The sequence below is a fragment of the Paenibacillus piscarius genome, from assembly GCF_022234545.1.
In the GTDB taxonomy this organism is placed as follows: Bacteria; Bacillota; Bacilli; order Paenibacillales; family Paenibacillaceae; genus Paenibacillus_AQ; species Paenibacillus_AQ piscarius.
In genome coordinates this window covers 119,260-134,932 of the sequence record NZ_JAIEUI010000003.1, presented here as the reverse complement: position 1 = coordinate 134,932, position 15,673 = coordinate 119,260, and the positions used below count along the sequence as shown (strand labels likewise).

Annotated in this window: 13 protein-coding genes and 1 tRNA gene; 9 read left to right on the top strand and 5 right to left on the bottom strand. The window is 55.8% G+C overall.

Annotation, left to right across the window (positions count from 1 at the left end; translation table 11 throughout):
• Positions 1–33: 33 nt before the first annotated feature.
• Complete coding sequence (locus tag K1558_RS06605; protein WP_238650605.1) at positions 34–1,125, bottom strand: threonine aldolase family protein; 1,092 nt, start codon at positions 1,123–1,125, stop codon at positions 34–36.
• A gap of 195 nt (positions 1,126–1,320) precedes the next feature.
• On the opposite strand from K1558_RS06605, the gene udk reads away from it, so the two are divergent.
• The 7 genes from udk (at position 1,321) to K1558_RS06570 (ending at position 9,098) form a co-directional block, all read left to right on the top strand.
• Entirely contained in the window at positions 1,321–1,950 is a 630-nt protein-coding gene (gene udk, locus K1558_RS06600; protein ID WP_238650604.1) for a uridine kinase, read from the top strand.
• Positions 1,951–2,460: 510 nt separating this feature from the next.
• A complete protein-coding gene (locus K1558_RS06595; protein WP_238650603.1) occupies positions 2,461–3,354 on the top strand; it encodes a carbohydrate ABC transporter permease in 894 nt (297 codons plus the stop codon).
• Positions 3,351–4,229 (top strand): carbohydrate ABC transporter permease, encoded by an 879-nt coding sequence (locus K1558_RS06590; RefSeq protein WP_238650602.1) that lies wholly within the window; start codon positions 3,351–3,353, stop codon positions 4,227–4,229. Before K1558_RS06595 ends, K1558_RS06590 begins: the two co-directional genes overlap by 4 nt.
• A gap of 52 nt (positions 4,230–4,281) precedes the next feature.
• On the top strand, positions 4,282–5,670 hold the full coding sequence (locus tag K1558_RS06585) for an ABC transporter substrate-binding protein (RefSeq protein WP_238650601.1): 1,389 nt from the start codon (positions 4,282–4,284) through the stop codon (positions 5,668–5,670).
• 100 nt (positions 5,671–5,770) lie between these two features.
• Positions 5,771–6,763 (top strand): LacI family DNA-binding transcriptional regulator, encoded by a 993-nt coding sequence (locus K1558_RS06580; RefSeq protein ID WP_238650600.1) that lies wholly within the window; start codon positions 5,771–5,773, stop codon positions 6,761–6,763.
• Between the two features lie 13 nt (positions 6,764–6,776).
• Positions 6,777–7,775 carry an N-acetylglucosamine kinase gene (locus tag K1558_RS06575; protein ID WP_238650599.1) on the top strand — a complete coding sequence of 333 codons (999 nt, stop codon included), beginning with the start codon at positions 6,777–6,779 and terminating at the stop codon, positions 7,773–7,775.
• A gap of 6 nt (positions 7,776–7,781) precedes the next feature.
• A complete protein-coding gene (locus K1558_RS06570; protein ID WP_238650598.1) occupies positions 7,782–9,098 on the top strand; it encodes a 6-phospho-beta-glucosidase in 1,317 nt (438 codons plus the stop codon).
• 64 nt (positions 9,099–9,162) lie between these two features.
• Here K1558_RS06570 and K1558_RS06565 read toward each other — a convergent pair whose 3' ends face one another.
• Positions 9,163–9,882, bottom strand: a complete 720-nt coding sequence (locus K1558_RS06565; protein WP_238650597.1) for a bZIP transcription factor — start codon at positions 9,880–9,882, stop codon at positions 9,163–9,165.
• Between the two features lie 126 nt (positions 9,883–10,008).
• A complete protein-coding gene (locus K1558_RS06560) occupies positions 10,009–10,824 on the bottom strand; it encodes an AraC family transcriptional regulator (RefSeq protein ID WP_238650596.1) in 816 nt (271 codons plus the stop codon).
• Between the two features lie 127 nt (positions 10,825–10,951).
• Between K1558_RS06560 and K1558_RS06555 the strand changes: the two genes are divergently transcribed.
• Complete coding sequence (locus K1558_RS06555; RefSeq protein ID WP_238650595.1) at positions 10,952–12,238, top strand: Gfo/Idh/MocA family protein; 1,287 nt, start codon at positions 10,952–10,954, stop codon at positions 12,236–12,238.
• A 317-nt stretch (positions 12,239–12,555) separates the two neighbouring features.
• Here the strand turns inward: K1558_RS06555 and K1558_RS06550 are convergent.
• Positions 12,556–12,639: transfer RNA gene (locus K1558_RS06550), tRNA-Leu, on the bottom strand.
• Positions 12,640–12,869: 230 nt separating this feature from the next.
• Here K1558_RS06550 and K1558_RS06545 point away from each other — a divergent pair.
• Positions 12,870–14,660, top strand: a complete 1,791-nt coding sequence (locus tag K1558_RS06545) for a helix-turn-helix domain-containing protein (protein WP_238650594.1) — start codon at positions 12,870–12,872, stop codon at positions 14,658–14,660.
• Between the two features lie 84 nt (positions 14,661–14,744).
• On the opposite strand, the gene K1558_RS06540 is transcribed toward K1558_RS06545, so the two are convergent.
• Positions 14,745–15,650 (bottom strand): AraC family transcriptional regulator, encoded by a 906-nt coding sequence (locus K1558_RS06540; protein WP_238650593.1) that lies wholly within the window; start codon positions 15,648–15,650, stop codon positions 14,745–14,747.
• Positions 15,651–15,673 lie beyond the last annotated feature (23 nt).

The window sequence follows — 15,673 nt, the reverse complement described above, 5'->3', positions numbered from 1 at the left end:
CCAGCTTATGGCTTGGGGCTGCCCCTGTGTAGGCTAGAGCGTCTTCAGCCGCTCATCCAGCAGCCGGAACATCTCTCTAAGGGCGGTCTGGTCCGCTTCACCGTACAGATCGCCGATATTCATCTCATAATAGCAGGAAGCCTCACCGGTCTCCTTCAGCCGCGGCGTCAGGCCGATGCCGGTCTCCTTGTACAGTTCAATTAGCACCGGCGTAAGACGTTCCTTGGCTATCGCGAAATGCACATGGAACATATTCGAGACCGGAACCTCTGGCAGCGTGGATACCTTATGACAGCTATTGAACAGGGCGGCCAGCTCCTTGGTCTGCTCATAATACCTGGCCATGTTGCCGATTCTCTGCCGGTAGTAATACCGGGCAGGGACAATATAGGGATAGAGGCTGATCAGGTCGCCCCCGTGGCGGCGTTTCCAGATCTTCGAGGTCTCCGTGAAGTCCCGGCTCCCCGCTAAGATCGCTCCGGCAATCCCTCCAATGCCCTTATAGAAGGAGACATATACGCTGTCAAACAGCGCGCAGACCTCAGCCGCCGTCTTGCCATAGTAAGGCAGCACCTCGAACAGCCGCGCCCCGTCCAGATGGAGCTTAATTCCCTGCTCCCGGCAATAAGCTGATATGGCCTCCAGCTCGACATATGCCGGAAGCTGCCCGCCGATCTCGCGCTGCGGCAGCTCCAGCAGCAGACAGGCCACCCCCGGCCCCATGCTCTGCACATCCTCCAGGGTGATCAGGCGGTCTGCACTTCCCAGTAGTATCGGCTCCAGATGGTGCAGCTCCTTCAGGCCGTCCTGCTCATGAATTTCCAGATGGCATAGCGGGTGATACGCCACGCTGCGGCTGCCTGCGCGGTCGCTCCAGATCCGCAAGGCGATCTGCTGGGCCATCGTGCCGCTGGGGAAGAAGACGCTGCTCTCTTTGCCGAGCACCTCCGCCATCTCCGCCTGGAACTCCTCAATTACAGCGCCGCTCCCGTACATGTCTGCAGCGAGCGTATCCTCCATTTCCGCCAGTGCCCGCTTCAACACGGCGATGTCCCGCGCCCCGTGGCCTGCCAGTTGTACCTGCGTCTTGCCGAATGCCTCCATTAGAGCCTTTTGCATATCCATTATCTTCACTCTGCCTCCTTCTCATTAGGCCTTCATCTGCATACTTCCTTCAAATCATATCATTTCTCTTCAAAATAACCGATTTATCCGAATGTTCACATGATATTCCTCTCCATCAGGATGAAATAAGTTGACTGCTGTGCTACAATATTGGAATTGCAAAGGCAATTGCTTAGGGAGGTTTACAAATACACCATGCTCATTATTGGTATCGCCGGCGGGACCGGCTCCGGCAAGACCACGGTCGCGCGCTCCGTCATTGACCGTCTTGGTTCTGACAAAGTCACATTCATATCCCAGGATAACTACTATAAAGACCATTCTTACCTCAGCATGGCCGAACGCGGTGCGATTAACTATGACCACCCGCTGGCCTTCGACAACGACCTGCTGATTGAGCATTTGAATTGCCTTAAGACCGGACAAGCGGCCTTCGCTCCCGTGTACGATTTCACCATCCATGCCCGTTCCACCGAGAAGACAGTGAGACTTGCTCCGAACAACATCGTGATTCTGGAAGGGCTGCATGTGTTGTCCGACGAGAAGCTGCGCGAGCAGCTCAACATCAAGGTGTTCGTAGACACCGATCCCGATGTGCGCATCCTGCGCCGGGTGCTGCGGGACATCGAGGAACGCGGACGGACGATCCGTTCGATCCATACACAGTATCTGACCACGGTGAAGCCGATGCACGAAGCCTTCATTGAGCCCTCCAAAAAGTACGCGGACCTGATCATCCCGGAAGGCGGGCAGAATCAGGTCGGGATCGAGCTGCTGTCCGTGCTGACTGAGAAGTATCTGTCCGGCGATCACCAGTGGAATTAATCATCGCACCCGCTAATGTTGGTGCAGGAGCCGTCCGGCTAGGCCGGGCGGTTTTTTTGCTGTTTCGGGGAGTATATTGTAATCGGAAAACCGATTACATTGGGCACTGCGATGTCCGCAATTCCAGTGTAGGCAAAAATCCAATAAGCAACCAGTCGCCCGCAGGTGAGATGTTCCTATAATCGCGCTCAAAGTCACATTACCTCACACATAACATCTGTACACATTAGGATTTTCATCATTTTCAGCAAAATAGTCAATTTATATGTTATATTTTCTGACTGATAGCGCTTTATTTGCGAAATAAAGGGTTGATTATTTCCGGATCATCCTCTATGATTAGTTCAACGGCCGGCTATAAAGTTAAAGCGATTTAACTTTAATTTGTTCATCTTATGGTTGGCTATAATTATTATAGTTGCCCGTTATAATCATTTTAGCAAATTGAAACTTTTATTTATCCGAAAAGTTAAAGCGCTTATACTTTTAAGAAGAAAGGCTGGTGTGTTCGTGATTAAGAGTGAGAGCCGGCGGCAGACGTTCTACATGTATCTGTTCATCTCCCCGTGGCTGATCGGCTTCCTGATCTTCGCCCTGTACCCGATCCTGTCTTCGCTGTTCTACAGCTTCACCGACTATGACATCATTCATCCGCCCAAATTCATCGGCCTCGCCAACTACACAGAGATGTTCCACAATGAGCTGTTCTGGCGCTCCGTAAAAGTCACCCTGAGGTACACCTTCATCAGCGTGCCGGTGCAGCTGCTGCTGGGTCTGGGATTCGCCCTGCTGTTGCATCAGACCCTTCCCTGGCGCGGCTTTTTCCGGACAGCTATGTATTTTCCAAGCATGGTGTCGGGTGTGGCCATGTCGCTCCTCTGGTACTGGATCTTCAATCCGCAGATCGGCCTCTTCAATTATATGCTCTCCTGGTTCGGCATTGACGGTCCGGCCTGGCTGATGAATCCCGATACAGCGCTGTATGCCCTGATCATCATGTCCTTCTGGACCGCAGGCTCAGGCATGATTCTCTTCCTCGCCGGTCTGCAGGGGGTCCCGGCCAGCCTGATCGAAGCCGCCAATCTGGATGGGGCAGGACGCTTCCGCATTTTCCTGAATATTACGCTCCCGATGATCTCGCCTGTCCTGCTGTTCCAGCTGATTATGGGGCTGATCGATTCCTTCCAGGTCTTCACGCAAGCCTTCGTCATGACGCAGGGCGGACCCAATTACTCTACCTGGTTCTACGTCTACAATCTGTATACCAGTGCCTTCAAGGAATACCGCGCCGGATACTCCTCCGCGCTTGCCTGGGTGCTGCTGATTGTCGTCATGCTGTTCACGGCGGTCATTATGAGGCTGTCGCGCCGTTATGTCCATTATGAAGGAGGCAGCCGCCGATGAGTACCGTTAAGGCCACCCGCCCGCTTGGTCCGCCTTCCCGGCCGCGCCGGAGAATCAAGCCCGTTAAGATTGCCAGCTTCACCGCGCTGCTTGTTACAACGTTCCTTATGCTGCTGCCGCTGTTCTTCATGGTCTCCACCTCGCTGAAATCGAAACGGGAGATGCTGAAGTTCCCGCCGACCTTTCTGCCGGAGAGCTGGTCCTGGAGCAATTATGCCGATATTTTCGAGACGCTGCAGTTCGGCACAATGTACAAGAACAGCCTGATCATCGCCGGTCTCTCCGTACTGGGTACCCTGCTCTCTTCGGCGCTGGTCGCTTACGGGTTCGCCAGATACCGGGGACGCGGCAACAGCTTCTGGTTCCTCCTGCTGCTGAGCACCATGATGCTGCCTTATCCGGCCATTATGATCCCGCAGTTCGTGCTGTTCTCCAAAATGCAGTGGATCGATACCTTCCTCCCGCTGATTGTCCCTGCCTTCTTCGGCTCGGCGTATAACATCTTCCTGCTGCGGCAGTTTTTCTCCACGCTGCCTGAGGAGCTGTTCGATGCCGGACGCATTGACGGCTGCGGCGAGCTGAGGATGTGGCGGACGATCGCACTGCCGCTGTCTGCGCCGGCGCTGGCGACGGTGGCGATCTTTGCTTTTATCTACAGCTGGAATGACCTCTTGACCCCTGTGCTCTATCTAAGCTCGTCGGACAAATTCACGCTTCCTGTGGGGATGGCCTCCCTCACCTCATCGCGCTTCCGCATTCCGCCGTGGCATCTGCTGATGGTCGCCTCCGTCCTGGCGATGGTTCCGATCGTCACCCTGTTCGCCATTGCCCAGAAGCAGTTCGTCGAAGGCATCGTGCTGACCGGTATCAAGTAAGGCATCTAAGCAATTCCGGGCTACAACACTTGAAATCAGGAGGGATTGGACAATGAACAATATCACGAAAAGCAAGAGGTATGCATTGCTGTTGGCAACAGCCCTTACAGCATCAGTAGTCCTGGCGGGCTGCGGCGGAGGCAAATCGGCAGGTAATGTGGCAACCGGCAACAGCGGAGCCGGGAATACCGGCGGTTCGGGGGAGCAAGTGACGATATCCCACTACACCATTGATTCCGAGGACCGGACGTTTATCGAGAAGCTGATCCCCGAATTTGAGAAGGAGCATCCGAACATCAAGGTCAAGGTGGAGAAGGCCCCGTATGAGCAGTTCGACAGCAAGCTGCAGACGCTGATTGCCGGCGGTAATTCCCCGGATGTGACGAGCCACTACGGATACGGCGGTTTTGCCGAATATTACAACAAGGATATGCTGCTGGATCTGACGGACCTCATTAAGGAAGACGGCTTCAAGGCTGAGGATTACCATATTCCAGAGAATCTGATGAAAATCTACACTGTAAACGGTCATACTTACGGCATACCGGTCAATATGTACGTCACCCTGATGCTCTACAACAAGGATATGTTCGATGCTGCGGGCGTCTCCTACCCGCCAAGTGATTATGAAGATAAGAGCTGGACGTTTGACCGTATGGTGGAGGATGCCAAGAAGATGACACTCGTCTCAGACGATATTGCCAAAACACAATACGGTGTAGACTTCACCTGGGCGGAGCGGGATATGCGGCCGCTGTACTTCGGGGCAGAGCCTTACTCTGAGGATACCTGGACCAACGGCGGCGTTCCTTCCGAGACCCATTTCGACTCCCCCAAGGTCATTGCCGCGTATCAGAAGCTGTTCGACCTGGTATTCAAGGAGAAGGTGTCCCCGACTTCCGAGTGGAGTAAAAGCGTAGCCGGACAGAACGGTGACCCGTTCGTCGCCGGCAAGATCGGCATGTCGGTCGGCGGCTCCTGGAACCTCGCCGGGTCCAACGATTTCCCCTTCAAGGTGGGCGTAGCCGCTGTGCCCTGGGGAGGCAACGACAAGGTGCGCAGCACGCTGTTCGTCGATCCGCTGCTGATTCTGAAGGATTCGAAGCATCCGAAGGAGGCTTTTGAATGGATCAAGTACCTGATGACCACCGAAGTCCAAGAGAAGTCGATCGAGCTGAGCGGCGGCAATCCGCCTGTGAATACGGAAGCGGCTGAGGTGTATTACAAGCATTTCGACGGCATTGATCCGCAGGACGTGAAGAAGGTGTACGAGGGTGCGGTCAAATACGGCTATGAATCCTACAACCATCTAATCACTAACTACTCGCAGATTAACGATATGTTCATCAATGAGCTGCAGCCGGTCGAGACCGGACACAAGACGCTGGAAGAGGTCATGCCGGTGATTCAGAAGAAGGTCACGGAGATCATCAAGAGATAGCGGACCGGCCATTGTTATATGTTTAGCGGAACCCCGGTGTGAACTGTATACTGGAGATAGAACAAGAGTAACGGATAATCCGCCGCAAGGAGCGCTTGGGATGAAAGTGAGTATTTTTGATGTAGCCAAAAAATCAGGGCTGTCCGTGGTCACCGTATCGCGGGTATTGAACGGGGCCGGGACTGTGCGGGAGAAGAACCGCCAGAAGGTGCTCGACGCGATCAAGGAGCTGGATTACCGCCCCAATGCAGCGGCCCGCAGTCTGGCCAGCGGCAAGACCGGCATCATCGGCCTGATTGTAACGACACTGCAGGATTCCTTCTTCGATGCCGTGGTCAAGGAGCTGAATGAGACGCTGGCCCTGCACGGGTATTATCTGGCCATCTCCGTGTCGGATGGCATCGGCTCCGGGGAGAGCCACTACCTGATTCAGGAGGACCGGGTGGACGGACTCATCCTGCTCTCCCCGATTAATGAGGACCATTATATTGTCGAGCTGAAGCGCCGGGGCATTCCCTATGTGCTGATCGACAACCAGCTGCCGGAGAATGACAGCTACTCGATCACCATCGACAACTTCAAAGGCGGGTACGCCGCAGCACGCCACCTGCTGGAGCTGGGGCATACCTCCATCGCCCATCTCTGCGGGCAGGAGATGTTCCGCAGCACGCGCGAGCGGCGCGCGGGCTTCCTGCAGGCACTGCAGGAGCAGGGCCTTGCGCCGTTCGGGATGGTTCACGGGGAATTCGAGATTGCCATGGGCTATGACACCGCGCAGCGCTGGCTCTCAGAGGGCAGGCTGCCGGGGGCGGTATTCGCCGGAGATGACAATATCGCCCTTGGGGTGATCAATGCGCTGATGGAGGCTGGCGTAAGTGTGCCCGGGGAGGTTGCCGTCGTCGGCTACGACGACCATGATATCGCCTCCCAGCTTCGCCCGCATCTAACTACGGTGCGCCAGCCGGCGGACAAAATCGGCGTGGCCGCCGCCGACATGCTGCTGCGCCGGATCAGCGGGGAGATGAAGCGCGGCTCCAGCATCCGGATCGATCCGGAGCTGATTGTGCGGGAATCGACGAAGACAAAATTTTAGGAGTGACAAACCATTGGCTTATTATATGGGAATCGACGGGGGCGGCAGCAAGACCTACGCCCTCATATGCGATGAACAAGGCCGCATTCTCGGCAAGGGCAGGAGCGGCAACGGCAATCACCAGACCAGCGTAACGCAGGCGGAGAATAACATCCGCGAAGCGGCTGCCATAGCGCTGGCGGAAGCCGGACTGCGGCTGGACCAGCTCCGCCATGCCTTCCTCGGGCTGGCCGGGGCGGACCGCCAGACCGATTATAACATCCTGCATCCGCTGATCCGCCGGATCGGATTCACGGACTACACGATCAGCGGCGACCCGATGATCGGCCTGCGGGCGGGGACAGACCGCCCCTACGGGGTGGCCCTGATCTGCGGCACCGGCACCAATGCGGCGGGCCTGAATCCTGAGGGCCGCCACTTCCAGTGCGGCGGCTTCGATTATATGTACGGCGATTTCGGCGGCGGCGGCGCGCTGAACATCGAGGTGTTCCGCACGGTCATCCGGGCCTGGGACGGCCGCGAGGCCCCTACGCTGCTGACGGAGCCGCTTCTTAGGCTCCTCGGCTATGGGCAGGTGGAAGACATGTACAATGACTTCCTCGATCACGGGAAGCAGGTGCCGCTGGATGCGGCCCGCCTGCTGTTCCCGGCGGCGGCGGCGGGCGATGCCGCCGCGCTGGCGATCCTGAACCGCCAGGGCGTAGAGCTGGGAAAGGCCGCGGCTGCTGTTATTCACCGGCTGGGCATGGAGAAGGATACATTCGATGTGGTCCTGGCCGGAAGCCTGCTGACCCGGGGCGACCGCGGCTGGATTCGCGGTCCCATTGAGCAGGCTGTGCGCGAAGCGGCACCGGGGGCGGCGGTGGTCACCCTGTCCACCGAGCCTGTGGTCGGCGCCGTCTGGTCGGCGCTGGAGCGGGACGGGATTACCATCAGCCGGGATATGTATGAGACGATGCGTGCTTACCAGGAATTTGAGCGGATTCCAACCATCATCACCAGACAGGAGTGATTCATTGTGACAGCAAACCAAGGTCTGAAAATCGCCGTCATCGGCGGGGGTTCTTCCTATACCCCGGAGCTGGTAGAAGGCTTCATCCTGCATTATAAGGAGCTCCCCGTCCGGGAGCTATGGCTTGTAGATATCGAAGCAGGCCTGCATAAGCTGAACATCGTAGGCGCTCTGGCGAAGCGCATGGTGGAGAAGTCCGGCCTGCCGATTGAGGTCCATCTCACCACTGACCGCCGTAAAGCCATTGCCGGTGCGGACTTCGTCAGCACCCAGATCCGTGTCGGGATGCTGGATGCCCGGGCCCGCGATGAGGCAATTCCGCTGAAGTATGGCGTGATCGGCCAGGAGACGACCGGCCCCGGCGGCATGCTGAAGGCGCTGCGCACCATCCCGGTCATCCTCGGCATCTGCCGGGATATGGAGGAGCTGGCACCGGACGCCTGGCTGCTGAACTTCACCAATCCGGCGGGTATGGTTACCGAAGCCGTGCTGCGCTACTCCAAGGTGAAGAGCATCGGTCTGTGTAATGCCCCCATCGGCCTGATTAAGCAGGTATCGGCCAAGTATGACGCCGCCCCGGACCGGATCTATGCCGAGTTCGTCGGCCTGAACCACCTGCACTGGATTACCCGGATTGATGTCAAGGGAGAAGACAAGCTGCAGGAGATGCTGGAGGATACCGCAGGCTACAGTGCAAAGAATGTTCCTGCACGCGAGTGGAACCCGGAGTTCCTGCAATCACTGCACGCCCTGCCTTCTTATTATTTGAAGTATTTCTATATGACCGACGCGATGCTCGCGGAGCAGCAGGAAGCCGCCGCACAAGGCGGGAACCGCGCCGAAGTCGTCAAGCGTGTGGAGGAGGAGCTGTTCGCCATCTACAGCGACCCGGAGCTGAAGGAGAAGCCGAAGCAGCTGGAGCAGCGCGGCGGCGCCTTTTATTCGGAAGCGGCCGTGAATCTGATGCGCTCGCTCTATAGCGGCACCAATGATATTCAGACGCTCAATGTGGCGAACCGGGGCATTCTGGACTTCCTGCCGGACGATGCCAGCATCGAGGTGAACTGTGTCGTCACGAAGACCGGTCCCCTCCCGCTGCCGCTGACCAAGATTCCGCCGATGGCCAAAGGGTTGATCCATGCCGTGAAGACCTATGAGCAGCTCGCCATCGACGCCGCCGTCACCGGCGACCGCAGCCTGGCGATCCAGGCGCTGGCCCATCACCCGCTCGTGCCTTCTGTGGAAGTAGCGATCGCCATGCTGGATGAGATGCTGGAGGCGAACAGAGAGTATTTGCCGGCTTTTTTCGCTCAGGAGGACTAATCCCTTATCATTAACAAGAGCCCATGCAGACCGCAGATCATTCTGCGGCGCACAGGCTCTTATTTTACTTAACAATGGTATAGCGGTAGGTTTCGCCCTCAATCCCGAAGTCGGCATATAGCGGCTTGCCGCTGGATTTCACTTCATCAGGAACCTCGGCCAGGAAGACCAGCGTACCGTTCTTCAGCGGTCCAATCGCCGAGATATTGGTATAGGTGAAATCTTCACCGCCGTTCTTCTCCATCGTCGCGAAGGTGCTATACACATATTTGTTGTCATATGTAACCTCCACACCCGCTACTTTGTCCGCAGGAATGGCCTGGCCTGCCAGATTTTTCACCTTCAAGGTGATTGCCAGATAGGTTGTACCCGGTTCCTTGGCTTCATAGTAAGTGTAGAATGACCCCGGATTAGACGGAGTTACCGTCTTGCTGAAAGAGGTCTTAGTAATTGTGTATTCACCCGTCTCATCGATCACCAGTGGCGTGCCTTTTACGATCAGCTTGTAAACCTCCCCGGAATCAGCTGCTGAGGCGCTGCTCCCGTTATTAAGAAGCTTCACCGCCCCCTGCTCCTCCTCCGCTGTCACAGGCTTCACCAGGCTCTCTTTCAGCCTGTCATTCTCTTCCTTCAGGAACTTGTTCTCCTTCTGCAGCTCACCAATCTCTGTCTTCAGCTTCTCCATGCTCTCTCTGCCCGCGCCTGCTTTGTCCGAAGAACAGCCGGTAACCGTTACTGCGAGCATGGCGGCAGCCAGCCAGAGACCCCCTGATTTTATTTGCATAATACACCCCAATATTTGTATTCCAACCTTCCCCATTATAAGGCAAACCCTGCGCCAAAGATTGAAAAATATGTAACATTCCCGCAGCAATTGCCGAAACGAAATCAGGAAGGTGCTTCTTTACCCTCATTCCCGGTGCTGCTTGCGGTACTGGAGCGGGGAGCGCCCTGTAATCGCCTTGAACACCCGCCCGAAATGGGCAATGCTCTCAAATCCCGTCTCCGCTGCCACCCGGGTTATTGGCCACTTCGTCTGTGTGAGCAGCGTCTTCGCCTCGCGGATGCGGATGTAGTTCAGGTATTCCACGATCGTGAAGCCAGTCGTCTGCTTAAAAATCCGGCACAGATACGTAGAGCTGATGAAAAATTGCTCGGCAATCCCCCCGAGGCTCAGCCGCTCGCTGTAATGGTTGTCCAGATATTCGATAATACTGTAGACCCGGCGCTGCCCCTCGCTCTGCTCAGGCGAGACCAGGGCCGGCTTCGCCTTGCGTATGCGTTCCAGCAGAATCAGCAGTTGCAGCAGCAGCGTCCTTGTATATTCAGCGCTCCAGAGCTGCTCTTCCCTCTGTTCCTCCAGCATGGCATGAAGCAGATCGGCAATCCTTCCCTGCTCATGCGCGGTGGGCCGCAGCAGGAAGCTCTCCCCGCCGAATACGTTCATCCAGTCCGGACCGGGAGCCACCGGCGCCAGGTCGGCATCACTGAAGTTGACCAGCACACGCTCATGCGGCAGATGACTTCCGCCCGTGGTGCGGTGCAGATGGTTTTTGTTAATAAACACAAGGTCTCCGGCCTCCAGCGCGTACATGCGGTTACGGATATAGTAATGCCGCTGGCCGGACAGCAGATAGTAGATTTCATAGAAATCATGGAAATGGTCGGTGTCCATATTGAACTGCCCGATGCGCTTCAACTGCTCGATGTGAAAGATAGGCTCCATTCTAGTCCAAGCCTCCTGACAGGATAAAATATGCACACTTTGGAGAGAAAGAGACTAAATACCGATCACTTTCTGCATTTTCTATACTATAGAATAGAAGCAAACCTAAGTAAATGGAGTGATCCCCTTGTCCAAAAAGAAATACGCACTCGTCGGCACCGGCGGGCGGGCTGAATTTTTCTACGGCGCACTTGTTACCGCTTACAATGACACCTCCGAGCTGGTTGCCTTCTGTGATGTCAATCAGACGCGGATGGATTATGCGAATCATCTGCTTCATGATAAATACCAATACCCGGCGGTTCCCACCTACAAAGCCCAGGACTTCGACCGCATGATCGCCGAGACCCGGCCGGACTTCGTGCTGGTGACTTCGATTGACCGGACGCATCATAAGTACATTATCCGCGCGATGGAACTGGGCTGTGATGTCATCTCCGAGAAGCCGATGACCATCGATGAGGAGAAATGCCGGGACATCTTCGATGCAATCGAACGGACCGGACGAAATCTGCGGGTTACCTTCAACTACCGCTATGCGCCGCATAACACGAAGATCCGTGAGGTAATTATGGATGGTGTACTGGGCGAGATTCTGTCGGTGAATTTCGAGTGGTTGCTGAACACCCAGCACGGGGCGGATTATTTCCGCAGATGGCACCGCGACAAACGGAACAGCGGCGGCCTGCTGGTGCACAAATCGACGCATCACTTCGACCTGATGAACTTCTGGCTGGGGTCGCAGCCCGATACGGTTTTCGCCATGGGCGACCTGCGCTTCTATGGCCGGGAGAATGCCGAGAAACGGGGCATCACCGAGTTCTACCAGCGGGCGTACGGCAGCAAGGCGGCCGAGAACGATCCCTTCGCGCTGCATCTGGACCAGAATGAACACCTGAAGCGCCTGTATCTGGACGCCGAGCATGAAGACGGGTATCAGCGTGACCAGAGTGTGTTCGGCGACAATATCAGCATCGAGGACACGATGAGTGTCATGGTGAAATACAAGAATAAGACAGTCATGAACTATTCACTTAACGCTTATATGCCGTGGGAGGGCTTCATTATCGTGTTCAACGGCACAGAGGGGCGGATGGAGGTACGGATCACCGAGCAATCCTATGTCAATTCCGGCGGCGACAAAGCGGATGAAGGCGCACTGAACGGCATCAGCCTCATGATCTACCCGCACTTCAAGGCGCCGTATCGCGTAGAGTTCGAGAGCGGCAGCGGCGGACACGGCGGCGGCGACCCGGTGCTGCTGCGCGATATTTTTGGCGAAAAGCAGGCGGACCGCTTCAATCGCGCCGCCTCCCACCAGGACGGTGCCATGTCGATCATGACCGGCATCGCCGCCAACCGTTCCATGCGCACCGGCCAGCCGGTACGGATTGCGGACATCTGGCAGGGATAAGTAGCAGCGTAGGAAACATAGGCAGAGCAGATATACACACGTTGTCGCGGTGGTACTGAGTTGTGCGCGATATGCAGCAGCCCCCTGTCTCCACCTGGATGTGGGGAGAGGGGGCTGCTTGTGTTGTGGCCGGTTTTTCGATTACATTTGGACCGCGTGCCCACTCAGCGCCGAATGTGGTCGGTTTTTCGATTACATTCAGCCCGCGCGCCCACTCAGCGCCGAATGTGGTCGGTTTTTCGCATACATTCAGCGCGTCACAACAAAAAAGACCCTTCATCAAGAAGGGCCTTTCGTACATTGCTCTAAAGCTAGTATGCGGTCGAGAGGACTCGAACCTCCACGGTATTGCTACCACACGGACCTGAACCGTGCGCGTCTGCCAATTCCGCCACGACCGCAAAAGATGTAATGCAACGCAAGAAATAATATATCATGAATGCAGAAGAAGCGCAAGCTATTTCCCTAAATTAATTAATAGCCAGCAATTAAACCATGCAGCGCAGCATAGTTCAACCTGCAGTTGGTTCCCGGAATGTCCGCACTATACTCCAAGATATGGGTTATTCCAGCGGCTGAGATTATAATAGACTTACGACGTCGGAATCCAATTACGGGAGTTGTACCAAGCATGATCAATCAAGATAAAGTAGGCAAACGCATTGCCACTCTACGCAAAATGAAGGGTTTGTCTCAGGAACAATTAGCCGAACAGCTTCAGGTCAGCGCCCAAGCAATATCGAAATGGGAAACCGGGAAGTCTCTGCCGGAGACGGCTACTCTTCCCCTGTTGTCCGCAGCATTGGGCCACCCGATTGACAGTATTCTACTACCCCAGGAGCTTGCGGTCCTCTCCGCCATCTGCACGGACGGCCAGCAAGAGCTGGAGATTACCCGCCTGGTGAATTCGTATGTCAACTCGGACCGCCTGAGCCTGATGGCAGGGAACCATCTCTTCCCCGCCGCTTGGACTAATGACCGGCTGAAGCTGCTGCTGGTTACCTATGAGACACCTGCCGGTGTTTATTCAACTTATGTGCTGAAGGACCAGTTGCTCACCATCGATGCTGGATCTTCCGGCTATTCCGTCAGTAACGGGGAACTGCAAATCATTGCTGCGTATTATGGTAACGATCGGATGAACCGCAATGTTCTGGCCAAAATCAAGCATTACGAGCATTTCCGCTGGAATCAGTTCACCGCGACTCATGAGCTGTTCCCAAGCCAGATTGATAATGACGGCAACGATTATCTGCTCCTGGTCTACATGAATGCCGGAGGAATTCATGCGGTAAGCTGCGCGGAAGGTGAACGGATCTGCTACAGCGCGGACCGCAGCCTCCTATATCAGGCCGATTCACCTCGGAAGCAGCATATCGTGGAAGGCATCCAGCGGCTGGGCTTCGGCCGGAGCATGGATTGCTCCTGGGCAGGGGCAATGACGGTCTCCCTTGCCGCCAGAGACATAGAGACCACCTATGATCAGGTTATGGGGTATTCGGGGGCTTGCTGGAGAGTGGCTTTTGAACCGGTGTGGGATTACAGCTCTGCAGACGCGCTTGTGGTCTACGATTATTCTGTCCCCGCTTGCAAGGCTTATGGAATACAGGCCACCCGGCTAAGCCGGCTGGATCCGCAGCAGCGTGCCTCTGAGAAGCCCGCGATTCTGGAGGATATCCGGCAGGGCAGACTGCCCATTGCGATTAACCTCAGAGTAGCACCGGAGTGGGGAGTAATTACCGGCTACCTGGAGGATGGCGCAGTTCTGCTATGCCGCAGTTACTTCGATGATGAGACCTTCGCAGAGCTGGAAGACGATCCTGCTTTCCAGGCACATATGGAGGCGTCTCACGGGTATCTTCATGTCGATCATTGGCCTTACCGGATCATTCGGCTGGGCGAACAGACGACGGCCCCTTCCGCCTTGGAGAATCTGTATGCTTCACTCCGCTTGAAGCTGGAATCGATGCAGACTGAAGCTCCTGCCAACAGTTCTTATGCATCAGGCTACAAGGCACTAGAGCTGTGGAGTGAGGGATTACTGGACCATGCTTGGTATGCTGCAGCAGACGGGGAAAGCTTCAGCCGCAGGTTATCCGTCAATCACTTCTGCATGATGGCCCTGGCCGATGCCCGCCGGAGTGCCGCTGCCTACCTGAGTGAATCCCTGACGCTGGTAACTACCCAGCGTGAACAGGCAGCCTTGGAAGAGATGACTGGGATCTATGAGGAAATGGCGGTTCTGCTGGACAATACCTATCAGCATCTGCCTGACCCTGCGATCCTAAGCTCAAGCGGTGCCTCCTTCAGAGACAACTGGACAAACCGGCAACGGGAACAACAGGCTGAGCTGCTGGCGATGATTGCTTCGATGGAGCACAGGGCGGATACTCTGGCAGAAGTGGTGCTGGGCCCCGCCTAACGGAGTATTGAGGTACAATGGCATAACGGCTTAAGGAGAAGCGCCCGGCGCTTCTCCTTGAACCGGCCTGCTGCTCAGCTCAGGTCAGCTTATTTTACGGACCGGCCGCAGCACCGCATAGCCGTAACCCTCCGGGAAATGCCGCTGATAATCCTGCTTCTCCTCCTCGTCCCACACATAGCCCATAACCGCAGGATCATAACTCCAGGCAACTTCCTCCACGATCCGCATCACCTGTCCGTTGTCATGCAAGTAATCAAAGGGCGGGTGAAAAAAGACCAGATATTCCGACTCCGGGATATCCCAGCATTCCATGCCCTCCGGAACCGCCCCGTCGTAATCAGCCGCGACAAGGATACCATACAAGTAGCCTTTGCGCCCGTCCTGATAAAACCAGCCTGCCGTCTGGCCCAGCTGGCCGGGCAACGTATGATGCGACATGCTCTCCAGGGTTCCGGAGACCTCATCACAGTCATGCCCATTCTCCCAGAACCCGCCGTAGTTACTGGAATCGATGTCACGGATACCGATAAACTTATGCGCCGGTATGAATTCAAGCTTGATTTCTGCTTCCTGCAAATGTACCTGTCTCATTCTATCCCGCTCCCTAATCAGATAATGATAAGGAGAGAACACCTCGGCACGAATGACCAGCGGAATGGGCTGTGGAGCCTTGCGGTAAGCATGGGGAGTGAGCTTAAAGGCTCTAAGAAAGGCCCGCATGAACGCCTCCTGTGAGGAAAAGCCGAACTTCACAGCAATATCCAGAATACGCGTATCCGTGTCCCTAAGCTCCAGAGCCGCCCGTCCGATCCTGCGCTGCCAGACATAATCCCGCAGCGTCATCCCGGTCAGCGCATGAAATTGCCGGGTACAGTAATACGGCGAATACCCCAGCTGCTCCGACATCTCCAGCAGCGTAGGCGAAGCCGCCAGATCCTCCTCCACCCAGTCAATCATGCGCTGAACCATCTCATTCCATTCGTACATTGTTGTTCTCCTCCTCTCATTGC

Coding starts and splice junctions, on each gene's coding strand:
- K1558_RS06605 (WP_238650605.1), bottom strand. CDS start 1,125: ATGGATATGCAAAAGGCTCTAATGGAGGCATTCGGCAAGACGCAGGTA.
- udk (WP_238650604.1), top strand. CDS start 1,321: ATGCTCATTATTGGTATCGCCGGCGGGACCGGCTCCGGCAAGACCACG.
- K1558_RS06590 (WP_238650602.1), top strand. CDS start 3,351: ATGAGTACCGTTAAGGCCACCCGCCCGCTTGGTCCGCCTTCCCGGCCG.
- K1558_RS06585 (WP_238650601.1), top strand. CDS start 4,282: ATGAACAATATCACGAAAAGCAAGAGGTATGCATTGCTGTTGGCAACA.
- K1558_RS06580 (WP_238650600.1), top strand. CDS start 5,771: ATGAAAGTGAGTATTTTTGATGTAGCCAAAAAATCAGGGCTGTCCGTG.
- K1558_RS06565 (WP_238650597.1), bottom strand. CDS start 9,882: ATGCAAATAAAATCAGGGGGTCTCTGGCTGGCTGCCGCCATGCTCGCA.
- K1558_RS06560 (WP_238650596.1), bottom strand. CDS start 10,824: ATGGAGCCTATCTTTCACATCGAGCAGTTGAAGCGCATCGGGCAGTTC.
- K1558_RS06545 (WP_238650594.1), top strand. CDS start 12,870: ATGATCAATCAAGATAAAGTAGGCAAACGCATTGCCACTCTACGCAAA.
- K1558_RS06540 (WP_238650593.1), bottom strand. CDS start 15,650: ATGTACGAATGGAATGAGATGGTTCAGCGCATGATTGACTGGGTGGAG.